The organism is Wolbachia endosymbiont (group B) of Rhopobota naevana, assembly GCF_947250615.1.
GTDB lineage: Bacteria > Pseudomonadota > Alphaproteobacteria > Rickettsiales > Anaplasmataceae > Wolbachia.
Genome location: NZ_OX366333.1, coordinates 1,114,353 through 1,139,045, shown reverse-complemented (window position 1 = coordinate 1,139,045; position 24,693 = coordinate 1,114,353). Strand labels below are relative to the sequence as shown.

The window sequence follows — 24,693 nt, the reverse complement described above, 5'->3', positions numbered from 1 at the left end:
TATTCACTAACTATAATCTGTGTACCGTTACACAAAATGTGAATTGGAAGTATTTTTTAATTTTATGATACAGCTTGAACAATTTTTGTAATTTTTTTGTTGACTTGCAAGACGGTATCTATTATTGAGAATATGTTCTGCCTTGCTAATTATCCATTCACCTTCAATTTCCTGACAAAATCCTGAAAGGCTGATCTTAGCTTCTGCAAATAATTCTGGATTACCAGGAACAGTTACATTTAAGTTTGATGTACTACGTTTTAGTTGTCTTAACTTAGCTGCTGCTGCACTAATTGCTGATTCTGCGGTAGAGTAAAGCGTTTGCAGGGTATAACTTGGACCCTCATTTCCCACTTTCTCTTCTATAGTTTCTCCCTTTTCATAACTGTGCCATTTTGCAATAACAGATCCATATTTGTTACGCACATTAAAATTTACCTCCCAATTTATAACATCTTTAGGTGTAAGTACTGTTGTGCCTAACATCTTTCCAGTTGCTGATCTTGCTTCTCCCTTTGGAATAAAAATTATATATCCTCCTGCTGGTTTTACTAGTGCATCATATTTTTTCCCTAACCCTTCCAAAAAACTCATGTCGCTTTCATCTGCTTGAATGATATGTGGTATAAATATATTTTCAAATCTTTCAGCGACTTTACCTTCATACCCATGCTTTTGTGCTATTTCTTTAATTAAATCTCCTAAGGTAATGTCCTTCCATTCCTTTGATTTTCTTTCCTTTAATGATCCTCTTAAACTTGCAGCATCACATTTTATTCTTAAAGTTTGCGGTGGACTTTGTATTGTAATTTGATTTGCCTTATATACTCCCATAGGCAATAAACCTGTTTCTTTGTATCCGAGAAAAATTTGTAAATTACCCTTAAGTTCTAAAGCGCTAGAGTTATAACTAATATATATCTCAGCTTCGTCACTTGTAGTACCGGATCCATCAGTAACACGTAATAATATTAAACTCTTTTTTAAAACCTCTGTTACTGGGTTATTTTTTGCTACTATATCAAAGTCTGGCGTCATTCATCTAAAATATTTATGACAGATTCTTTCGATATTTTCTGAATTTTAGGAAGCTTAATTCTTAATCCAGCGGGCAAAAAGCTTGCGTATTCTGCAAGGCCTGGATTTTCAAGCAATACTTCCTCCACTGCTCCACTACTGTATCCATAATGTTTCCAGCAAATGTAATCCAACATTTCGTTTTCTTTCGTGTAATAATAAATCACTTACTGTAACTTTTTAACTTCAAAATAAACTCAACTTTTCTCGGTTTTCCATCAGGAAAAAATAATATCTGCTTTTCTTCTACATTAGTAATGACAAAATTTCCAAATATACTTCCTGAATTATCAACTAGAACGTGTGGTTCTTGAGTGTTACGTATATTTTTTAGCTGTTCTAAGCCATTACTCTGATAACGTGAATAAATCACTCCTGTTAAATCAATACATTCAATTCCTGAACCAATGTTTTGTAGCGACGTTTTTTCAATACATTCAATTGTATACCACCTTTCTTCTTTACTGTATCTTAGGCTTGTTGGTTCAAGCTTACATTTTCCAAACAACATTAATGCAACTCTTCAACTATATCAAAAAGTGCTCCACGTGCTTGTTCTCTAAATCTTTCTATTACTGCATCAGCAACGCTGAGCACATCTTCAGACTTAATATTGATATTAAACGTTTGATAGAATGCTTGGTTATATACTTTCGATTCCCTATTTTCACATCTACTTTTCTTGAATGCTTTCTCAACTTCTTCTTGCTCCATAGCTCTTTTTTCTTCTATAACACTTTTAACTTTAAAACTTTCAAAATTGCTTTTGCTATTTTCTGAAAATTGTTTAATAGCACTATTATTTGTCAATGGGTTTCCATTACTGAAAATACTATTTTTAGAAAGCTTATTAACAGAATTTCTATTATTTTCAAATTTTCTAATCGGGCTATTCTCAGCAAATATGCTACTAACTGTATTTCCATCCATGAAAAGGTTTCTCCTATAGGTTTAATGAGTGATTTCCAAAAGCTAGAGAAAAAGTCTTTCACTTTTTGCCAGTTAGTGATAACAAGAGCTGCACCAGTGACAAGACTTGCTACTAAAAGTCCAATCGGGTTACTCATTACAGCAAACGTTATTGCTCTTAGTCCTGTTACTACTGCAGGAAAAACTGTAGCTGATAAAAATGAAAATACTCCAAGTAGGTTTGCTTTCAGACCAAAAATCGTACTTCCTAGCAATGTAAATCCGTATCCTAGTCCTACTGCTGCAATTTTTAAACTTATCAAAGCTGCTAAAGTACTCATGATTGCCGTAGTTAAAGTTGGATGTTTTTCTGCAAAAGAAGCTATACGCTCTGTTATTGTTTTCAAACTTCCAGCTACATAATTTAAAGTAGGTAACATTACTGACCCTAGATTCATTCCAGCTTCAAATACTGCATTTTTAAGTAATTGTAATTTATTAGCTGTAGTATTTGCCCGATTGTTAAATTCGTCCTTCATTGAAGCGTTATATTTTTCTTTATCAGCTAAATGTTCAATAGCTTTCTTGTAAATGTCTAAGCTTCCTACTAAAAGAGCAATGTCATCTTGAAACCCAGCACCAAATAGATTCATAAGAATACCGGCACGCTCTTGATCATCTATTTCTTTTAAAGTTTCAAGAAATTGTAATATTGCCTCTTGAGGATTTTTTTTAATGGTTTATTCAAGCTCTTCTATACTTGTTCCCATCTCATCTAATGCATCATGAAATTCAGGACTTTGCTCTCTTGCAGTCTGTAGTTTACTAAGAAAGTTATTTATAGCAGTTGCTGCTTTTTCAGGTTGTTTACCTAAGCTTATGAACGCACTTGCTAAGCTACTTGCTTGATCAATTTCTAAACCAAACTGTTTAGCATTACCACCAATTCTATTCAGTGTAAGAACCATTTCCTTAGCTTTGGCAGCAGTATTATCTGAAAGATGGTTTATTATGTTACCTACATTTTCCATACCATCAACTTTAATTCCATAGACATTGGATATTTTCGCAATAGCATTACCAGCTTCTTCTGAAGACATGTCAAACGCTGTGGTCATTTTAGCAACTACTGTTGTAAACTTCATAAGATCATCTTTGTCAATACCAAGTTGACCACCACTTGCAGCTATTTGTGCTAATTCTGCAGCTGACAAGGGTATTTCACGAGATAATTTCTTTAATTCTTTAGCAAACTTTGATGCTTCATCTTTAGTGTCATTTTGCACAAATTTTACTACTTTTTTTACATCAGCCATAGCACTTTCAAAATCAATCGCAACCTTGATCGGAGCTGCAAGCGAAAGACCTAGTCCAATAGTCTCTATAATTTGTGACTTAAAATGTGCCTTACTTGCTAAAAAACTTTGGTGACTACGTATTGCAGACCCAAGCTTACCATACTTGCCTTTCAGCGCTTCAATGGACGAGCCAAGTTTATATTGGTCACTTACTAATGACTTAATATTTCTTCCACTTTTTCTTACTTCTTCATTAAATGAATGTAAAGCATCTCTCTTTTTCAAATATGCTTCTTTTGCTTTTGTTGCAGAGGTTTTGGCCTTGTCAAACTCTGCTTTTAAAGTTTTGCTTGGTTTCTCCACCGCTTTCATTTGTTTAGCTAAAGATTTTACTTGATCTTCAAAGCCCTTCCACGACCTCCTGCTGGTCAAAACATCATGACCTAACTGTTTAAACTTTGATACTGACTTTAAAGATGAATCAAGCTTTCTTATATTCTCACCAAGATTAGAGAGTTGACTACTACTTCCCTTTATTACAGTATTAAAACTGCCATCTAAAACTGCTCCGATTTTTATAGATAATGTTGACATTGTACCTTCCTCGCTGCTTTATGCCATAAGATAAATTCATTAATCTCCATATCAAGTATTTGTTCAACCCCGCCTCCTACAACAGAGCTGAACATTAATACTTCTAATCTCAAGTTTTTTGGATAATCGGTGAAAAAAAATCCTTTAATACCTCTTGAATTTTCACATAATCAGCAATATCTAACTCTTCAATTGCTTCTTTTGCAACTGATGTCAAATTAGCAGTCAAAGTTACTTCTTTACTAAGGTCACTACCATTTAAGCGTTCAATTGCAAGATAGTCTCTAACTTTTGGACGTCTAACAGTAAGTTCTGAGACAGAAATTCCATCAACTGTTATTGGGTTATTAAGTGTTATAGCTTGCATGTTCCTCCTTAAAAAGTTAATTAAATAAAAGTCTATATCGGCTTTTACATAACTAATTTCTTTGTATGGTGCTATAAATAGGATTAGCTTTGATAAGAATCTTTTCTGTGTTCAATTGAAGTAATAACTACTGTATGTTCTGGTACATCTATATAATAAAGTATACGATAGGTACTCACCCGTAGACTACGTTGCCCACTTAAGTTGTGCTTTAATGGCTTTCCAAGTCCAATTGGATCAACTGTTAGACGCTCCATTATTGCCTTCTTAATCATTAACTTTACTTTTGCTGGAAGAGCCGGAATGTCTTTCTTTATAACAGATTCTGAATAGCCTATATTGTAAGGCTTAATCCCAGAAGGCATCTTGATGTTTAACCTTCTTTTCTTTATAGCGTTCGTCAGCAATCTTAGATAATTCCATATCTTCGATTTCTTCTTCCATTAATTCAGTTAATAACTTTAAAACGGACTTGTCTTGAGATTGTGCTACACTAACAAGTAAACCAGTTAGCTGCTCTATGGAATTTGTATGAGCTTTAGAATCCATATTAACTATATACCTACAACTTCTTATATTTTAACATTTTTATGTAATTTTGTCAACCATATTAGATCCCTAGAATCGTTTGTAGCAAAGCCATCTGATCAACACCATTTATCTTTCTAATCATATTTTCAGCATCGATTTCTATTAACTCATTACCACCTATAGTAAGTTTATAGTAATGAGCAGCTACAGTACACTTCAGCGTTGCTTTTTCAGCAGGTTTCCAGTTACCAAAATCAAACTCTTTAAAAATGCCTCTTAAATTGATTATTACTGCTTCAATATCATTACTACCACTCCCTTGCATTCCACCTCTGAGTGTCAAAGAAACTGAATTCCCATTTATTAGACCAAATAGCCTAAAGAGTTCTGTATCGTATTCAGAAAAAGTGAAATCTGCTTCAAGCTTTTCCATACCCATATCGATATTTATTGGAATATCCATACCACCAGCTCTGTACTCTTCAGTTTTTATGGTAAGCTTCGGCAAGGTTATTTCATCTATTTTTCCTGCATAACCACGGCCATCAACAAATATGTTAAAATTCTTTAAAATCTTTGGTAGCATTTCTCTTTCTCCTTTTTACAATATTGCGCCACTCACAAGGTGTGACCTAAAAGTAATCTGTTCTGCCGGATACGGTGGTGTAAATTCAAAGTCAAAATATACTTTTCCACTTGCAATGTTTGCCGGTGTATTGAGTTCTGGTGTTGCATAACATTTTCCGCTAATAATCGCTCCTTGGGCTTTTAAATTGGCCAAATAAGAATTCACCCCCTCAATCACATCATCTATGTAAGTTTTGGTAATATTGCGATCAACTGCCCATAGATGAGCTCTAAGTAGACTGTCATTAATAAGGTCTGCAGTCCTTCTCACTGATAAAAAAGCCCATTTTGAGTCATTTGAACATGTTCTATTTCCCCAAAGCCTATAGCCATTTTGATGAATTATCGTTGTTACTTCATTTTCATTCAAGTGGTTTGCTCTACAATTTGTATAACCTAAGCTAAAATCAATAGGCCTGCTTGTTCCAACAATACCATTTATCTCTTTATTTGAAGGTGAGTGCCAAAATCCTTGTTCGCTATCTACTTTCGCTATTAAACCAGCTACAAATGGACTCGATGGCAAGATTTCTTCTTCAATAAATACCTTAACCCATGGATCAACTACGTAAATTCTTGAGCTGCCTACACTTTTTCTCCATTTTATTGCTTCTTCATCATTAGTATTTGGTCCATCTGCAACAATAATTGCTCTTAATTTTTCTGCTATGGAAATTAAAGCACTCACTACTGGATTTACTCCATCTATTTCAGGTAACTGATGAGTAAACTGAGGTGCAATTAATATTCTTGGAGCAATATGAACTATGCTTTCACTACTGAGGAATGCCTCTATCCCTTGATACTCTCCAGTCTCTTTATCAACCATACGCGTCAAGTTAAGAGATTGTGAGCAAATTTAGAGAGGTTAAAGTGGATACTCTAGCCCTTCTACGTTTGTCTTTTAATGAAAATAGCGACCAAGTTATAGTGAGTTTTTTAAGAAATGCTTTTAAACTATTAATTTTGGTTAATACTAAAAATAACTCTCTAACCCGCCTTTTTAGCTCAATAAATGCCTTTGTTAAGCTAAGTTCTGTATTCTTTTTCACTTCTGTGCAACCAACTATGCCGTGAAATATAAGAATTGCGCACAATTTAGCATATAGTTCACATAATACTCTGCATGGCTTTCCTTTTAGCTTATCAAGCCTGATATGGCTTTTATACAATTTAAATAATAACTCAATTTGACACCTTACTCTGTAAATCGTTAATACTTGCTCAGCACTAATTTTATTTTCTGGAACATTAGTTATAAATATTGACCAGTTCAACAATTTTTGATTTCTTTTAGAGGATGTATATCCCTGCGATCTTGCTAATCTATTAGCTTTCCTTCTTCTGGCCATAGACTGTTCTTCAGTTAGTTTCTGACATATAATTCTTACTCTAATTTTTGCTTCTTTTCCTAACAATACCTCGTTTTCTAAAAATAACTTATCCTCTAAACATTCTAATAACTCCATTTTTTGATTTGTTTCTACATCATATATGTTGGTATCGGATTTATAACGACTTATGAAATAAGCTCCTATTTCATTGATTTGTTTAAAAGAACTTGGCACAAAATAACCGAGATCAGATATTAGCAAATCATTGCTTAATATATTACTTAAATGTTTCCTATATCCCTGGTCTGATCTTACCCCCTCCGTTAAATTAAGTTGGTCTATTATCTGATTCATGTAGTCGAAAACTAATTGTAACTTTATTCCAGACTTAGTATTGCTTTCATAGCCACTGTAGCTAGTACCATAACCTTTATACATCTCTTCCATACTGTTAGGTAGAGTAATATAGCTACTGTCCAATAATTTAACACTATTAAATTGCTGTAAGATTTTGCAATCAACTTGCAAGATATTTTTAAAGAGAATCACAGATTCATTATACATCCTTTTCATAAATTCCACTGCTTCTTCAGTAAATCTAAAATCCAAACCTTGTTTTGTTATATCTATCGAGTCCTCGTTTAGTAATTGACACATTGTTTCTACGCTACAATTATCAACTCCTATATTACCCAAGACCATGGCTTTTACGAATGATGAACCTTTTAGCTTTCTCTTTCTTTTTATAAACCTTGTTGTAATTGAGATTTTTTCTGCTTTTTCATTAAAAAATTCTTTGAGCTTTTTTGATAAGCAAGTTATTTTATTCATTGGTTCTCTCACTAAAAGTATATCTGGGAGAACTTATACCTTATTATTCTATCTCTTTCATACCTTTATTTCCTTAACTTGACGCGTATGGTTATCCACAGTGCCAGAAGACCTACTTGAAATTGTAAAAAAGCAGGTTACCAGAGATGATATAAGGGTTTTAACAGATACGATAACAGTAATTGGTTGCAATATTACGGAAATAGATATTCACAGCAGAATGAGTATAAGTCCTATAATATCAAAGGAGGAAATCAAGAAGCAGTTTATTAAGAAGTTTGAAGCAAATAGAAGGCTGGGATGGAATGTTACAAGATCTTGGATAATAGCAAATTTGTTTGTAGAGGGTGTAGAAAACGTAGAATTAATCGAGCCAAGAGAGGATGTTGTGGTTCTGGGGAATGAGTGTGCAGTGCTTGGCTACGTCAAGTTAGATAGGATTTAAAACGTATTTTTTTTGTTTTGTGCCAGTGAGGGGATTGCGTGCAATAAGTGGTTTACTGGATCCAATGTTAGGGAGAGGAAAGTATTGATTTTCTTCCAGAAGTTGTAATTTGTTTTTTAAAGTATGGATAATATGGTCAAATATTAAGGAAAGTGTTTTTGATATTAAGAACATCTTTATTTTTCTGGAATGACCTCTTGCTTACTCATAAGCTACCTAAATAAAGGGAATTAAAGCAACTTGAAAGAAAAGACAAATGAAAAGTTTATTACCGCCAAACGCAACAAAGCAAGAGCAAGCACTGGTTGATGCAACAGATTATAAGGTTGATCCGAGCTGTATCAGAGGATTTAAGTTTAGTCTTAAAGAAGAAACATTGCCTTGGATAATAGAAGAATATGGTTTAGAAGAAATACTGCGCTGGGTAAAAGATAGAAGAAAAGCCGTAATAGAAGGAGTAAAATTTCAAAGACTGAGAGGAACTCCAGCATCACTAAAAATAGCACTAAAATGGGCAAATATAGAAGATATTACAATCATCGAAGAACCACCTGGTAAACACTTCTTTGAATTACAAATAGGAATAAAAGATGTTCCAAATGACTTTTTTGTAGATGCAGTAGTAGAACTTGCAAAACTATCATTACCAGCAAGATCAAGGCTAATGAGGATTTTTAATGACTACTATAACGTTGATAGGTTTATATTAGATGAAAGTATATTCGGCAGCTTATTATCAGACTATTCAGGTAGAAAAGTTGAAAAAAATGGGCCAGTGTTATCGTTTGGAAGAATAAATTTTTTCAGTTCTAGAGGTCCGTTAGTAGAGATTGTAGACAACTATTTAAGAGAGCATTATGAACAAGCATTTAGTAATGACATATATCGATTAGATGTAGCAGTACTTGGAGAAACAGAGGCTCATACAAAGGATTACAAAGGCATCTATGAAAGAGATCATTTGTGGTACAACTTAAAAGCGCTATATCCGCTACCACAGAGCTTATTACCGGCAATTAAGTTTGCGAAAGCGCAAGTTATATTATCGGACAGTTGGAACTTAGGAGAAACAAATGCGTGCTTTCCGGTTGGTAGCATAGAAGAAGAAGGAAATAAATTTGTATTGGGAAACGATAAACTTTCAGGGCAACGTTGGAATTTAAAACACAAGCCAATTTTAGAAAGGTTTAGCGTTACTCACCACTACAAAATAGAAAACTATACAGATCAGAAGATTACAAAATATGGTTTAGCAGAACACAACGTTTACTATAAAAATGATTTGGATTCAGAGCAAAAAGACTCAATACACGAATTAGAAAAGCACATTTTAGTATTTTATCCAGGAGTACTGAAGTGGCACGAACATCGACATTTGCACAGAAGTTGGAAAAATAGTCAAGCAATATGTATAATAAGTTAAATACTTATATTTAGATCCTCATATATTATATTAATAATAGGTAAAAGTGTATGAAATAAAAAGAAAAAGACTTGCTTTCTCATGCTAAAAAGGACATGACTTGAATAGCAGCAGGTAAATATAAGAAATTTGTCTGGCGCTAGAAAAGCTAATTTTGTGAGGTATGAAATGAGTTTTAGCAAGAGTAAGTTTTTTAAAGAAGTATCAAGTAAAGATATTAATAGAAAAAATGAAGAAGGAGAGACGATATTGCACCAAGCAGCGGAAATCTCCGATTACAAAACAGTGAGATTATTAATAAAAAAGGGGGCAGAGGTAAATGCAAGAGATAAAAAGGGTTATACACCACTACACTGTGCAGTATTTGCGAAAAGCTTAGAAAATGTAAAAGTGCTGCTAAGGTCGGGAGCAGAAGTAAATGCCACTCAATATGTCAGTGGATGTACGCCACTCCACTCTGCGTGCAAAGGAGCAGGAGTTGAAATAATAAAAGAGCTAGTAAAGGCCGGAGCTGAGGTTAATCAACTGAATAAATATGGTGCAACACCAATGTATTACATTTGGGAAAGTGAAAAGTATTGTTCATGGAATAGAGAAGAGAATGAAAAGGCGAGTAAATTTCTGAGAGAACAAGGAGGAATAACAAGAAGTAGAGAACTGACATGCTATGGAATAGAGAGGCTAGTGGGAGAAATAGCAGACATGTTGAATGGGAGCTACATGCCGGAGCTAAAAATAATAGAGATAGGAGAAATAAGGAAGAGAGACAAATCGCTAATAAAGGAAGAATGTAAAAATTTAGCAAGCAAGATAATGAGCCAAGTGAACGAAATGATAGATGAGGTAGCGAAAAGGAAGGTTTAAAAGAGGGATTTAAATTTAAAGAAAAGGTGAGGTGGATTATGTTAAAGCTTGGCAAATTTAATAAATCAGCAAAAGAATTATTAGAGAACTCATATAAAAATATTTATGCAAGAGACAGAATAGCTCTGCATTACGCGGTAGACGCAAAAACAGTGAAGTTATTAGTTGAAAAAGGAGCGAATGTGAATGTAGCAGATGCGGAAGGATATACAGCACTGCACCTAGCAGTAACGGAGAAACGTCTAGAAATCGTGAGAGAATTGATAAAATCAGGAGCAGAAGTAAATGCTGAGGAATATGGAAATAAATGCATACCTCTACACCTTGCGTGCATGGTAGGTGAAAAAGAAATAGTGGAGGAGCTAGTAAAAGCAGGAGCAGAAATAGAGCAAGCAGATAAATTTGGAATGACAGGGATGGATTATGCGAAAAACAGCAAAGAGATAACTGAAATATTGAAGAAAGAAACAGACAGAATTGAAAAGTTATTTGAGAAATTATAAAAGGCTAAAAATATGGAGGAAGAAATAGCAAGAAAGGTAAAAGGTTTGGAGAAAAAAACATTGGAAGAGCTGAGGAAAATATGGAAGAAGGTATATGGAGAAGAAGCGCCTAGATACTCAAAGAAATATCTGATACCAAGATTAGCTTATAGAATGCAGGAAAAAGTATATGGAGAAATGTCAAGAAAAGGATTAAAAAGACTAGAGTATCTGGCAGATCGGCTAGAGAAGGGAAAAAGAATAAGTAGCGATAAATTACCAGTAGAAGGGACAGAATTAATACTAGAGAGAGGTGAAGAGACGCATGCGGTAATGGTAACAGATAAGGGTTTAATCTACAGAGAAGAGTTTTATACATCATTGTCAGCAGTAGCTGGAAAAATAATGGGAATGAGTTACAATGGGCCGCTCCTATTTGGTTTGCGTGATCAAAAGGGAAGTTGAAAATGCTGAAAGAGGTGAGATGCGCAATATATACAAGAAAATCAAATGAGGATGGACTAGAACAAAAGTTTAACAGTTTAGATGCGCAACGAGTAGCATGTGAGAAGTACATAAAGAGCAGAGAAGGCTGGGTAGCATCGGCCAAAAGGTATGATGATGGCGGATATTCAGGAAAGAATTTAGAAAGACCAGCGATAAAGGAATTATTTGAAGATGTAAAAAAAGGAGAAGTAGATTGTGTAGTAGTATATACGCTAGATAGATTATCAAGGGAAACAAAAGACAGCATCGAAGTAACATCATTTTTTAGAAGACATAGAGTAAATTTTGTAGCAGTAACGCAGATATTTGACAATAATACGCCAATGGGAAAGTTCGTACAAACAGTGTTATCAGGAGCAGCACAACTAGAAAGAGAAATGATTGTAGAAAGAGTAAAAAATAAAATAGCAACATCAAAAGAGCAAGGGTTATGGATGGGTGGAACTTTGCCATTTGGGTATGATGTGAAAGATAAAGAATTAATAATAAATGAGAAAGAAGCAAAGACAGTGAAGCATATGTTTGAAAGATATTTGGAGCTGAAGTCAATGGCAGAACTGGCAAGGGAGCTAAATAGTCAAGGTTACAGAACGAAAGCAGATACCTTTAAAAAGGCGACGGTGAGAAGAATAATAACAAATCCAATATATGTAGGAAAGATAAGACATTATGAAAACCATTATGAGGGAAAGCATGAAGCAATAATAGAAGAGGAAAAATGGCAAAAAGCACAAGAATTGATAAAGAATCAACCATATAGAAAAGCAAAATATGAGGAAGCACTGCTAAAGGGAATAATCAAGTGCAAGAGCTGCGGTGTAAATATGACACTGACATATACAAAAAAGGAGAATAAGAGATATCGATATTACGTATGCAACAATCATTTAAGGGGAAAAGGTTGTGAATCAGAAAACCGAAATGTAATAGCAGGAGAAGTAGAAAAAGAAGTAATGAGAAAGACAGAGCAGCTATATGAAAAATGGGAAGAAAAAGCAGAAGAGTGGAAAAATTTAAGTTTTGGAAAGCAGAAAGAAGTAGTGAAAAAGTTAATAAAGGGAGTAATGGTAAAAGAAGATGGAATAGAGGTGCATTCTGAGTCAGAGAAGACATTTATAGCAATGAATTTAAAGAAGAAAGGAAATAAATGCACGGTAATGGAACCAGAAGGAAAAACAAATAATGCACTACTGAGAGCAGTGGTAAGAGCTCACCTATGGAAACGGCAGCTAGAGGAAGGAAAATATAGAAGTGTTAAGGAACTCAGTGCCAAAATTAACATAGGTACAAGACGTATACAACAAATTTTAAGATTAAATTATTTAGCTCCGAAGATTAAAGAAGACATAGTAAATGGGAGGCAACCAAGTAATTTGAGGCTAGCTGATTTAAGGGAAATACCGATGCTGTGGAGTGAGCAATTTGAAAGATTTTACAAATTAGCGCCTTAAAAATTGCACAATTAATACTTTCCTAACATAACTCATTTATAAAGACAACAGTAGGAGTATAATAGTATGAGAATAATAAAAAACGCTAATAGAGCAGATATAACTTATGAGTTGACAAGTAATGATGGCAAGTTAACAAATCAAGATAAAGAAAAGCTTTTTAAGCTATTAAAAAAGATAGAAGAGGGTAAAAGTATTAGTGAAAAATTGAAGAAATCTGATTACAACACAAGAAAGATTCTGCTGACAAGAGTAGTTTACAAACATGAAGGTAGAAAAGACGTATTTACACTACTACATTATGCTAAATTTTGTAAGAACAACCAAGCTGTAAAGAATCTTTTAGAAGAAGCCAAAAAACATGGTCTTTTTGAGGAAGTTAATGATAAGAAAATAATCTCAGAATATTTAGGGAGTAATGGAGAACCAATACGTACCCATAGTGCTGTTGAAGATGGTGTAGTAAGAGTAAAAGATCTTTATGATAAAAATAATAAGAAAGTGCTGAATCAAAATATAACAATTCAAGTTGGTGCTAATGCAGAGATATCAACCGACACCAGATCATGTGGAAGTAACGAAGAAGGCAAAAATGCTTCAACAGACAATACTATGGAAGAATCGATGGCTTGTAGTGTATCAAGGAAGGTTAAAGAAGTGATGGATAAGTGTTTTGATATAGAAGGGCAAGAGGAGATAATAAATTTTTATAAAGCTAAAGAAACTGACACTGAGTCATATAAGGATATTAATAAAGATAAAGAAGATTTTCAACTGACATTTGAAAATAATGAGAGAGCTGAAACCGAGGTTCCTCTTCCTAAAGAAAAAATGGTGTCAACACAAAGACTAATACCATTAGATCTGGTATTATTAGACGACGAACGTATAGGTAATTTTAATCCAACAACGATAGAGCGTGCTAAAGAAAAAGCGATGTCAGCAAAAAGGTTGATACCATTAGATCCAGTATTATTAGACAATGAAGATAACGAAAATTTTCACCTGACATTTGAAAACAGCAAAAAAGTCCAAAACTTCTCAATAGAAAATGCTGTGCAAGAGCGCAATATTTCTGATAGCTTTCCTTTTCGAAAATGTTTTAATAGTGATGCTGCAGGCAAAGAAGAAAATCCATCAACAAAAACAATACAGCAAAAACGAGTAATCCTGTCTAGTAGTGCTGGGATAGTGTTATTGGTGGGTAGTGTTGTATTCTATATTATGAAAATACATGTAATAGCCGTAATTGGAGGGATTGTTGGATTAGCGTGTATAGGTTTTGCACTGTATAATTCGTTCAAGCCAAATACCAAACTGGAGAAAGTGGAAGATCCAGCACAGCCTGTCATTGTTCATTCTTATTTGAATACAACATAAAAATGTTATGCTTAAAAACAAATAAGCATCAGGTAAACCTTTAAATAAGATAATTTATTGAGAAAATTACTCAAAATGTTAACTTAATATTACCATGGCTTTCCATTGTAAAATTATGTAACTGACCATCTTACCTTTTGTATACTTTCTTGTATAGGAGAAGATAAAGATACATCACCTAATGAGGAGTTGACGCTAAGTGTTTCAGAAGGTTGACTAAGCTTTCCAGATCTGAAAAAATATCTTTGTTCTATTGCCTTATTGACTGATAACCCTCCTAGCAAGCAATTCCTTCCTAGTTCTTCTTTACAGTTCTTTAAACTTTCCAGCAGACCTTGATCTTTTATTTCTACCCTTATTTGTTCTTTATTTTGCTCGTCAGGGTATAACCTAACTTCTAACTCCCCTTGGCTAGTGTAGAAAGTTAATACTATATCACTATTATCTGCAAAGTCTGTGTAATTCCTTGTGCCATTTCTTGTTATAATTTCTACCTCACTTTTACCGATTTTTATCAAGTCTCTTCCATATTCTATGCTTCCCTGAGTTAGCCCTAAACTCCTTGCTCCATCTGTGATCTTTGCAACATCTATCGTGCTATCCTCTGAATATTCTAAATAAAAAGTAGAGTTATCCATTCTTGCATTTTTTACCCTACCACTAGCTGCACTTTTAACAATTTCCATAAACTCTAGAGTGCGATTGACATATTCTGCATAGGCTTCTTTCATATTGGTTTTATGGTCTTGAAATTCTGATTCCAGTGCCTCAATTACTTTTATGCTACCATTGTTACACAATACTGCTCCTCTTGATACCAATTTACATACTATCTTACTGGCAACTTTAGGATTCTTTTCTAATTCACTAATTCTTTCCATTACACGATCTGTAAAATTATACGTACTTTCATACATATCTTCACCTTGAGAAAATCGTTTAGGAAAATTAAACCTTACTCCAGAGTATATAGCTTTGCTTACAACTTTTTCTAGTAGATCCATATTTTGAGCTTTAGATACTTCACTAGAAAATTCGTTCAGCATTATCTTCTGCCTTGGTATTAAATTACTCCATAAGGTCCTAAACAAACACTCTTTCCTGTCATAATCTAACTCTTTTTGGTCAGCTACTCCTGCTTTCAAAAGTAAGTTTTCTACTTCGGTACCAATTCCAGAATCAAAAAGAATACTTCTTGCACGTCGAAGCACTTTTGACTTTCCTTCTTTACCCCGAATATTTAAAACCACTTTTAGATCTTGATTATTCTTGTGTTTCTCCAAAAAGTCTTTTAGATTTTTAGTAAAGTTACCAATGTAATCCAAATAATTTACAGACGATCTTTCACGTTGATATAATACTTCGTGAATTATATCATGTAATTCTTTGTATAATATCTTCTGACTGTCAGTGAAAAAGCACTTTTCAATATGGTAGTGATGATTATCAATTGCAACTTCTAGTGGGGTCTTCCCTTGTCCATCACGTAAATCGGGTTTAGCGTTGTTCTCTAGAAGCAAATCTACACTTTTACTATCACCAATGTCAGCAGCATAATGCAAAGGTGTTTTCCCTTCATTGTCCCTTATATTAGTATCAACTCCTGCTCTTAGGAGATGAGTTATACTACAAGATCCTGTAGCATAATGTAAAGGTGTCTTACCTCCATCACTCTTTCTATTAGGATCAGCTCCTGCTTTTAAGAGTAAACCCATGGCACAACCATATATGCTACTTACCCAATCCACACTCGATAGTAAATGTAATATTGTCAATCCAGATTCTCCTATTTTTAGGTTAAGAACATATTTTAGATCTGGATGTTTCTCATTTTTTTTTAAAAACTCCGTAAGTCTTGGAATATAACCATTTTTTTCATCAAAAGAAGGTGGATAGACGGTAAGAATGCTTAATAATCCCTTATTTAACTCCTCTTGACTTTCTGTTAAATCAGATGTTTCAACAAACCGTTCATACATTAAATTATCAAGTGAATACTTAAATTCAACAGCACCCACTAAAGAGCGATCATGAAAGAATAAAGGACGATTATAAGCTGAATTTAAATATTCTTTAACCAACTCATACTCATGATCGAATTGCTCTTTCTCTAGCATTTTTGGTAGCCCCTCCAATGTTTCGTTTATCTCTGGATTTGTTTTTCTGTTAAGATTTTGCTCATTGTCTTTAGCTACCATATCCACTCCAATCTATAAACACATGCTATAGTATATAGTACAAACAAATCTAATCAAGCATAATTTTTTTACTAAGATACTCTAAACACTATTTTGAGAAACTACACGTTCAGGATCCTTTAAGACTTGATCGGTTTCAACATTACTAAGTGCCGTATTTGCCTTATATGAACAGTAACACCCTACTGCAAGAAAAGTTAATGCGGCTACAGAAAGTATAATACACACTGCTGAATGAAACATTGTTAAACTTGCACCAACAGCAAATGCTCCAGATAATACAAAAGAAATAGAAGCATAGGTTATTTGCTTTCTACCCTGAGCGCTTGCTGCTGAGAGTTTTTTGCTTCCATTATCTGGATTTGGACCTTTCAAGCTTTGTTGCATTCCATTTAAATTCTCTTCTAATTGCTTTGCATCATCGAGCTTTTTCTGCAAGTCTACAAGCTGAGCTTTTGTTGCGTTAAGTTCATCTCTAAGTTGACTTTTTTCATTAATAAATTGAGTTACCTGATCATTTAATTTACTAACTTCTCCTTCCTTCTCTTTAAGCTGAGCCTTTGTTCTATTGGATTCTTCTCTAAGTTCATTTACTTCACTATTTAGCTTCTCCTTTAATTGACTATTTTCTTCCACCTGGCTAGCTTTTTCTTTTAGTTCAGCGTTTGCTTGCTTAAGCTTTTCTACTTGACTAGTTAGACCATTTTTTTCCTTAAGAAGCACAGCTACTTCCTTAGTTTTACCTTCTAGCTCTTTCTCTTTATTTGCAAACTCTTGCTTCTTTACTTTGAGTTCAATCTGTATCTGCTCCAGCGCTTCATTATTCCTTGCAAGTTTAGCTTCTGTTTCCTTAAGTTTCTCTACTTGTACTTGGCTAATTAGATCACCATTTCCTTGTTTAAGTTGAGCTTTTGTTTCATCAAATTCCTTTTTAAGTTTCTCTGCCAAAAGATTAAATATGTCCTTTGCTCTGTTGTTTGATACTTTCAACTTTTTGATTGCCAAGCTCAAGTATGAAAAATCAAAATAATCTTCATGATTAAGTAAAAGATTAATGGCTTCCAATTTGCTCTTTTCAATAGCAAGGGCTAAAGGCGTACAATTTTCAGAATCTTGAGCGTTAATAAAGCGTTCTTGTTCGAGAAGAAGCTTAAGTGTTTTAGAATTATCACTTAAAATAGCGTAATGTAAAGGTGTACGCCTCTTTCCTATTTCTACCTCTTCCTCAAAGAATTTTATCACTTCTTCTTTGTTTTCTGATTCTGATGATCTTGCCAAATCTAAAACAGTTTTACCCTTACATTCAAGATCAAAGTCAGCGCCTTCCTTCACAAGAAACTTTATCATCTCCAAATTGCCATTACAAACTGCAAAGTGTAAAGGTGTCATACCACCACTATCTTTGGCATCAATGTTAGCACCTTTACCAAGAAGAAACTCTATACCTTCTCGAAAGGGTGCCGTATCATCGTTGCCTGCGCTACTACTAGAAAAATTCAACCAGTTAGGCAACACAGAAAACCACCCATTATTAGTATCTTTTTGAGCTACTTGACCTACATTGCGAGCTATAAAGTGTAAAGGTGTCATATCATTAATATCTTTAACATTAACACTAATTCCATTATTCAAAAAGTCTTGAGCTGTTTCTCTACTATAGCAAGCAGCAAGATACAAAAGACTAGCACCACTAAGTCCAGCTTTTCTGGATGAAACTAGTATTGCTTTGATACACTCTTTATTTTGAACAGACGTCGCTGCATCAAGTATATTACGTATCGTATCAACAATATTGTTATCTTTTAATGTTTTCAAGTATTGAGTAATATGGCTAGTAAAAAGCTGGTTAAATTCCTTTCTTAATGCTATAGTTGAAAAGAATTTATGGCTTACAACTTTTATTCGGTTATCTTTCTCTTTCTCTTTCTCTTTCAATTTATCGGATAAAATGTCAATGTATTTTTGCCCGCCTACAAGCAGTAATAGAGATTTTAGTTCTAAATCTTCTTGATTAAGCAATACATCCTGATACTTTTCTGCGAGCTTGTTATTGGCTGCAATTGCTAGAAGTATTAATTCTCTTTCTAAAAAATTGCAATCACCACCTTCTGTGCCAAGATTATACTTTGACAATATGTTGTCATATATATACTTACGATCAGTCCTTTCGTGCAAATCCAAATTAAGGTATTCTGAACAAAAGGCTTTAAAATTATCACTATTCAGACTAGTTATAAACACATAATATCGATTATCCCTTATAACTTCATTTAATTTTTGATAATCATCACCATTGACTGCTTTGCTTAAAGTGTTTCTCAACTCATTAAGGGTTGTCGTGTAAGAAATATCGAATTCTTCATCAAATTCTTCTGAAGCTTCATCATTATTTTCATCTCTCGCCCTTGGTGTTTGACTATACCCATCACGGGTACAAGATTCTCTCTTTCTGTCATAGCGCTCTCTTTTTTTTGAGTCGGATAATGTACCATATGCAAAAGAAATTTTCTTAAAGGGCAAGAGTTTTTTTTCAAGCTGAACTAGCTGCTCTTCTTCTAACGATGAGAGTGATTCCCCATCTTTTTTTCTTTCCGATAGTTTTCTGTGTTTATCCCGTTCACCAGGTGAAAGAAATCTATCCGGATGATACTCCTTAGACAACCTGTGGTATTCCTGTCTTATCTTATGTTGAGTGGCATCGGGTTTCACTCCTAATACCTCATAGTGGTCACTATCCATCATTCCCCCTAACAACACTGGCCTTCTACTTTTTAAAGTATCTATAATATTACCGTATTAATGGTACGAATTAACCTAGCTTTTGTCAACATGCATAATAAACCTCTAAATTAGAAACATTAATTTATTTTAGAATTATTCAACAAGGAAACATATCAAAAGCTCTGTCAACTTACATTAAAAGTCCGTTCTAATGCAACAAAATATTACACTCTCTAGCATCAACGAAAATTTATTTGTTTACTTTATTCCAAAAATAGAAAAATAGTACGTACCTTCGCGAGAACAATTTAAATAAAAGCTGCGTTGTGAAAATAGAAGCTTAAAATTCTTGCACCGAAGCTAGGTAAGTTAGTTCATATGTGAATTTAGCTGAAGTAGTCTAATATAGCGGATTTTGTGGTATAGTAAAATTATTATAAAGAAAAGTTCGTATGGTACATATGGAAGACCAATACATCCCAAAACGAACAATTCTCACCGCCCTTGGTTTTGACCACTGAAAATGGTCACATCGTTTAAATTTATTAATGCTATATACTACCAAATTAATAGTTGCTCATTTAAGAACCTCCTTCAACTTTACCCAACTCGACACATATACTTTTTGAAACATTGCTGCAAGTAGAAAAAAACAGGTTACCCACCTTAACTTCTTTAAATTTGCTCACAATCTCTACTTGATGCATAAGGTTTTTGTTACACTCCTTTCATCTACCGATTACCTCTACCTACCGCCTTTACCTTTGCTAAGGTCAGAAACACGACTAGCTTCAGGACCTTCTAAACTCGACTGTGGCAGGCCACCAAAATTACTGGAATCACTAACACTAAGCGATATAGGTGCTTCTACTGGTCCACACCCTCCTCCCACTCTGTGATATCCTAATTCTAGATAAGTACGTAGTAATGGATCAATTTGTTCTCTATTTTGAATGTATGCTTGCAATTGCACATCTTGAAATCCCGAATCATTCCTGAATAATTGTGAAATGCTCACTCTGTTCTGAAAGTAATTTCTATCTCTGTTTGGGTGGCCTCTTCCAAGAAAATCACGCATAATATTTACAACATTCTGAACTTGTTCTCCAGGATTTTCATTTAGGACTCTATTAATATCTGTAGCATTTTCTAATGCCCATAAACCACAATTCCAACCATCTGTTTGCTGACGAACAGAAACATTATTAATCCTAATATTATTGCCTAAGTTATTTTGAATGATATCGATAATACCACCTGGAACAGCAGTAGCAGTTGAATCAGCATAGTACCCAACATAGTTCCCATTTTGACGTTCAATCACTAGTGTAACCCAATGAGTATTATTTAAAGTAATGATTAAAGTTAAACGCTGTTGTTCTTCATTTTCCCTAAATTGATTTAATACTCTAACAATGTGCTCGTTACCGTCATTCCTTGCCAAATTAGCTACTTCAAAAGTGTGATTACCTTCAGTACGAAGCTGATATCGCAATCTTCCAGCGTGAGCTATATCAATTTGTTGAAGCCAGTAATCATAATGTCCATTTCTCGTCGCAAATTCTAGTGTAAGTAGATCATTTACTTCTATCCCTTGATTTCTAAGAATATCTCTTATTTGTCTTCTTATCTCTTGTGCTGTAGGAATGGAATTATCACCTCCCCTTATTCTTGACCTTAGTATTTCTAGGAGTTGTTGTATACTACCTTCGAAGGTAATAATAGTAACACATCGATTATCACCTAGATCAAACGGTAAAATCCGATTCCGTCCGGGATTTTCTCGAATATAATTTATTAAATTTTCACGAGTCTGATCTGATAATAGACCCTCTGGTGGATTTTCATCAATAACACTATTAGGCCCTAATAGCCCTCTAGTTCGTCCTGAAGCATGACTGCGGTCAAACCTATGTATATATAGTTCTTGTGGAACAGATATAAGATCTTCTACTCTCTGTGCACCTGCATTAAATACAGCATAAGATAAAACCACCTCATTTCCAGGAGTAATGGGCAAATATCCTCTTTGCTTGTCCATAAGTCTTGTTATTTGCTGTTCTGCATTACGTCGCTCTTGTGCTAATGCTTGTTGAGTATTAGCAAACCCTAATACATATCCAATTGGATGAGTATCTTCTGGATGATTTATTGTAGATCTCAATAATAGAAGACCTAATCTCTGTTCTGTAACTCTTGTACTTACTTCTCCTGCCATTCTTATATCAGGACTATACGTTTGACCTACCTTGTATGCAGTAACCACTTTATCAGGATTGTCACAAACATAAAATATACTGTGCAGTATAGAACGAAATTTGTCATTGTTACTTACATCTATTATTGCATTACCATTCATATTATCTGGCATTAACACTCTAGAAATAGCTCTCAATAATTCTCTATGCTGAGGTATACTTTGCCACCCATCATTCATAACTTGATTCAAAGTATTATGTACATTTTCAGCATTAGGCACTTCTATAAGATTACCATCAAAAGAAGCATACCTAGTTATACGTAGGTAATGATCAGGCGAATTAAATCTATCTAATAGAACATTTAGTCCATATTGATCATTAAGTATGTATGTAACTCTATTCACAGCACCATTATAACCTGGTGGTAGAGCGATGGCTTTTACTGATCGTATATCATGGGGATTTCTAATATCAAGTATAACTATAGGAAAGCCTTGAGCATGGAAGACCATAGTTAAAGCATGTTTTCTTAAATTCTCATTATCATATCTAAATATGTATTTTATTACTCGCAGTCTATTGTTTTGTATTAATACCTGCTCGTGATCAAAAGCACTGTTCCCAAAAGCAAAACCAGTTATACAATCAAGTATTCTGTCACGATTTTCTGCATTTCTTGGTATTTCGATAGGAAAATGTTGAAGCAAGAAATCTATAACATTTTCTCTAATGCTTCCATCTTCTACACACTCAAATAATCTTTGTACTAAAGGAAATCTATTCTGTTGAAGCTCTGCTATGCCAACACTAAAAGGGGCTAGATGTGAATTAAAATTTAATCCAACACAAACAGCATATCCTGATTCAGTATGCACAGGTATAAATGAAGAAGCATGTAATCTTTGAGCGTCACCTCTAGCGCGTTCTAATGTAAACGATGTTCTCCATCCAATATTAATAACGATAGGAATGTTTTCTCTCTCTGCTTGATGGTGTACAAGAAAAGCAACGTACGAATTTACAAGAGATAAGTTAAGGTCAATATCTATTGTGCAAAGATGACTAAAATTCGCTAAAAAACCTAATAAAAACCCATGACTCTCAAACTTTTGATTGCGATTTTGAATATCATTTTCTAATGTGCCTGCGTAATTACGATAGATTCGAGTTATATATCTAAAAATTACTGTGCTATTGTCTTGTAAAGTTCGTACAACTCCACTTCTTAACATTTCCGCAAAGTTATCAATTCTTTGTTGACCTAGTGCAATTTGCACAAAATCGACCAACTTATCAAGCTGTCCATGCTGATTTTGATCGAGGTCCATCCCTTCTATTTCCTTAATTGTTAATTCGTGATCTTCTAAGAGCACTCTAATAAGATTGATTTCAGATGCTGAATATTTGGCAAATCTATCTCCACCTCGAGAATCTTTTTCGCGAATTTCTTCAAATACTACTGCTCCTTTCTCTCCCTGGCTCTTGCCTTTCCCATGCGTACACACTTTGTATTGCTCAAAACTTAGGCCTTCTTCCCTTAAATCCCGATTTTCCCGTCCAATCTCTTGCACTAGAGAATTTTTCTCCCTTTCACTAAATCTTAACCCATCACTATTAGGGACATCAGAGATGCTGTAACACCTGACAACTCGCTTTTTACCAAGGGATTTATTAGTTAAAACTGCAACCTTCAGGTTTCCTGTACTTCTATTCCTACCATCTGTATCAATACCATGATTATCAAAACGAATATAGACTCTCTCATCTGGAGCTAAAATACCTGCGTCATGTGCAGTAGCAAACATACTGAAAAAGAATACAGGAAGGAAACGACCTGTACCCACGTGATACAAGAAAGATGGACATTGATCTAAAAAGGATTCAAACTCTCGTCTAAAACCTTCAAGATTTTTATTGACCAAACTTCTGATAAATCCATCACCATTATTCATATAATATACCTTTCTACTTGCTACGGCGAGAAAAATCACTTACACCAGGGGTTCCAAGAATGGATTTTGGAGCATCACCAGAACCATCATGTCTAATAGAAAGACTAGAATCTTCAGCTTCCACTATGGATATGGACCGTCTTCGATAATCACCGGAACCATCATCTCTAGGAGGTAAAGTTGCTTTTTCTAACTCAGAAAACAATTCTTTTGCGAAATTACCGTAGTCTATATCTTCTTTCATTCCTTCTCTACCACATAATCTAAGGTCTTCTATCATAACTTCTTTGAAGGACTCAAACTTTTCAGGAAAGCAATCCTTGGCAAATAATATTATCTCTAATATTTCTTTTTTTTCATCAGACTTACGACCAGATCGTTCCCAATTAACCACTAACCCTGCAAGTGCATTTTCTATAGGAACTTGGAAGTTAGAAGTATCGACAGCAGCCTCCTTGTGTTTATAAAAGCGATCACATCTCCACATTTCCATAATAAGAGATCTAGCTTGAGCATTAAACTCAGGATTTTCCAACATAACATTTGAAAGTGAGGAAAGAAGAAGTTTATATTCTTCATATGAGAATATTTTCTCTGAATGATCTCCGCCTCCACGTTCTGAAACTCCTTTATAACACCAGCACTGTACTAAATCATGCACTGTATCAAAAAAATACGAATCTATTAATTCAGCAAAAAGGGAATATACTCCTTTATCTTTCTGCGATAATTTCTGCAAAAGAGTATCTTTGTCAGCTACCTTATTTACACAAAAATCTAAAATAGGAGCATCTTTCTCAACAGATTGAACGCGAGACAGAACAAGAATAGTGTCTGTAAGCTTCTTCTCTTTATCTTCTTCTTTTAAATGATTATAAAAATACTCTACTCCTTCACTCCACTTAAGTCTTACAGCACTGTCAAAACCTTCTGCTGCATTACCAGGTTGCCTTAATTCCCCAGATTCCTTATCTATCCAGAAACTTAGTACAGGATCTTCCCTTTTCATCCCATACAAAAGTGAATTTAGTATATATTTATTATCATCTTTTACAGGACGACCATTACCATCAACTGCATTAGATGAAAAACTTCTTTTATAGGAATCAAATTGCTCTTCAAAGAGAGAAGGAATTTTATCTACTACACAGTATCTACAAGCCATATCATATCTGCGAAGCGGATTATCAATTTCTCCTATTTTCTCTTCAGTTAATCTTTGACCTAAAACAGCATTATCTAACCTTGCACCTGACCAACAATTTTCATTTTGGAATATATTGTACAAAAACTGCAGCTTATCACCCTCAAAAGATTTAATATTCTCTATATAGGTCTCCGCCCACCTTTTAATAGCTAACTTCCTCCCAGCAGCAATTTCAGGATCTGTATGTTTTATAATATCTTGTAGATTTTTAAGTAGCGCAGCTTGACGCTTTGTTTCTATTGGCATTTCACCCCCTATAAAAAATATTTACTGCATTATGCAAAAGTTAGAATC

At 34.3% G+C, this 24,693-nt stretch carries 18 protein-coding genes and 3 pseudogenes; 7 read left to right on the top strand and 14 right to left on the bottom strand.

Translation table 11 applies throughout. The annotated features are described in order from the left end of the window. Positions 1–27 precede the first annotated feature (27 nt). From OOL01_RS05535 to OOL01_RS05485, 10 genes and pseudogenes are all read right to left on the bottom strand, one after another. Positions 28–1,038 (bottom strand): phage late control D family protein, encoded by a 1,011-nt coding sequence (locus tag OOL01_RS05535; protein WP_264686535.1) that lies wholly within the window; start codon positions 1,036–1,038, stop codon positions 28–30. Further along, positions 1,035–1,244: a tail protein X gene (locus OOL01_RS05530; RefSeq protein ID WP_343327296.1), complete on the bottom strand. Its 210-nt coding sequence runs from the start codon at positions 1,242–1,244 to the stop codon at positions 1,035–1,037. The genes OOL01_RS05535 and OOL01_RS05530 overlap by 4 nt, the downstream gene beginning before the upstream one ends. Continuing rightward, a complete protein-coding gene (locus tag OOL01_RS05525) occupies positions 1,241–1,588 on the bottom strand; it encodes a phage tail protein (RefSeq protein WP_264686534.1) in 348 nt (115 codons plus the stop codon). Before OOL01_RS05525 ends, OOL01_RS05530 begins: the two co-directional genes overlap by 4 nt. Next, positions 1,588–3,878, bottom strand: a pseudogene (locus OOL01_RS05515) (phage tail tape measure protein). The gene OOL01_RS05525 and the pseudogene OOL01_RS05515 overlap by 1 nt, the downstream one beginning before the upstream one ends. A 109-nt stretch (positions 3,879–3,987) precedes the next feature. Further along, positions 3,988–4,245 carry a phage tail assembly protein gene (locus OOL01_RS05510; protein WP_010405430.1) on the bottom strand — a complete coding sequence of 86 codons (258 nt, stop codon included), beginning with the start codon at positions 4,243–4,245 and terminating at the stop codon, positions 3,988–3,990. A gap of 83 nt (positions 4,246–4,328) precedes the next feature. Then, entirely contained in the window at positions 4,329–4,610 is a 282-nt protein-coding gene (locus tag OOL01_RS05505) for a type II toxin-antitoxin system RelE family toxin (RefSeq protein WP_264686532.1), read from the bottom strand. Further along, on the bottom strand, positions 4,594–4,794 hold the full coding sequence (locus OOL01_RS05500) for a hypothetical protein (protein ID WP_264686531.1): 201 nt from the start codon (positions 4,792–4,794) through the stop codon (positions 4,594–4,596). The genes OOL01_RS05505 and OOL01_RS05500 overlap by 17 nt, the downstream gene beginning before the upstream one ends. Positions 4,795–4,855: 61 nt before the next feature. Further along, positions 4,856–5,362, bottom strand: coding sequence for a phage major tail tube protein (locus OOL01_RS05495; RefSeq protein WP_264686530.1), 507 nt, complete (start codon positions 5,360–5,362; stop codon positions 4,856–4,858). Between the two features lie 15 nt (positions 5,363–5,377). Further along, positions 5,378–6,244 (bottom strand): annotated as a pseudogene (locus tag OOL01_RS05490) (phage tail sheath family protein); the annotation flags it as partial. Further along, on the bottom strand, positions 6,243–7,568 hold the full coding sequence (locus OOL01_RS05485) for an IS4 family transposase (RefSeq protein ID WP_264686529.1): 1,326 nt from the start codon (positions 7,566–7,568) through the stop codon (positions 6,243–6,245). The gene OOL01_RS05485 and the pseudogene OOL01_RS05490, both read right to left, overlap by 2 nt. Positions 7,569–7,668: 100 nt before the next feature. On the opposite strand from OOL01_RS05485, the pseudogene OOL01_RS05480 reads away from it, so the two are divergent. The 7 genes and pseudogenes from OOL01_RS05480 to OOL01_RS05450 all read left to right on the top strand — a co-directional run. Continuing rightward, positions 7,669–8,013 (top strand): annotated as a pseudogene (locus OOL01_RS05480) (baseplate assembly protein); the annotation flags it as partial. A gap of 256 nt (positions 8,014–8,269) precedes the next feature. After that, positions 8,270–9,436, top strand: a complete 1,167-nt coding sequence (locus OOL01_RS05475; protein ID WP_264686528.1) for a phage tail protein — start codon at positions 8,270–8,272, stop codon at positions 9,434–9,436. Positions 9,437–9,604: 168 nt separating this feature from the next. Next, the gene (locus OOL01_RS05470) at positions 9,605–10,300 is read left to right on the top strand and encodes an ankyrin repeat domain-containing protein (protein WP_250120146.1); all 696 of its coding nucleotides are present in this window, start codon (positions 9,605–9,607) and stop codon (positions 10,298–10,300) included. 38 nt (positions 10,301–10,338) lie between these two features. Beyond that, a complete protein-coding gene (locus OOL01_RS05465) occupies positions 10,339–10,803 on the top strand; it encodes an ankyrin repeat domain-containing protein (RefSeq protein ID WP_264686527.1) in 465 nt (154 codons plus the stop codon). Between the two features lie 12 nt (positions 10,804–10,815). Then, positions 10,816–11,247 carry a DUF2924 domain-containing protein gene (locus OOL01_RS05460; RefSeq protein WP_250120144.1) on the top strand — a complete coding sequence of 144 codons (432 nt, stop codon included), beginning with the start codon at positions 10,816–10,818 and terminating at the stop codon, positions 11,245–11,247. A gap of 2 nt (positions 11,248–11,249) precedes the next feature. After that, a complete protein-coding gene (locus OOL01_RS05455; protein ID WP_264686526.1) occupies positions 11,250–12,740 on the top strand; it encodes a recombinase family protein in 1,491 nt (496 codons plus the stop codon). A 66-nt stretch (positions 12,741–12,806) separates the two neighbouring features. Then, a complete protein-coding gene (locus OOL01_RS05450; RefSeq protein WP_264686525.1) occupies positions 12,807–14,120 on the top strand; it encodes a hypothetical protein in 1,314 nt (437 codons plus the stop codon). Between the two features lie 113 nt (positions 14,121–14,233). On the opposite strand, the gene OOL01_RS05445 is transcribed toward OOL01_RS05450, so the two are convergent. The 4 genes from OOL01_RS05445 to OOL01_RS05430 all read right to left on the bottom strand — a co-directional run bounded on the left by OOL01_RS05445 (position 14,234) and on the right by OOL01_RS05430 (position 24,645). Next, positions 14,234–16,318, bottom strand: a complete 2,085-nt coding sequence (locus OOL01_RS05445; RefSeq protein ID WP_264686523.1) for an ankyrin repeat domain-containing protein — start codon at positions 16,316–16,318, stop codon at positions 14,234–14,236. 81 nt (positions 16,319–16,399) lie between these two features. Beyond that, entirely contained in the window at positions 16,400–19,060 is a 2,661-nt protein-coding gene (locus OOL01_RS05440; protein WP_264686522.1) for an ankyrin repeat domain-containing protein, read from the bottom strand. Between the two features lie 724 nt (positions 19,061–19,784). Next, a complete protein-coding gene (locus OOL01_RS05435) occupies positions 19,785–23,192 on the bottom strand; it encodes a cytoplasmic incompatibility factor CifB (protein ID WP_264686521.1) in 3,408 nt (1,135 codons plus the stop codon). A gap of 13 nt (positions 23,193–23,205) precedes the next feature. Next, positions 23,206–24,645 (bottom strand): cytoplasmic incompatibility factor CifA, encoded by a 1,440-nt coding sequence (locus OOL01_RS05430; protein WP_264686520.1) that lies wholly within the window; start codon positions 24,643–24,645, stop codon positions 23,206–23,208. Positions 24,646–24,693 lie beyond the last annotated feature (48 nt).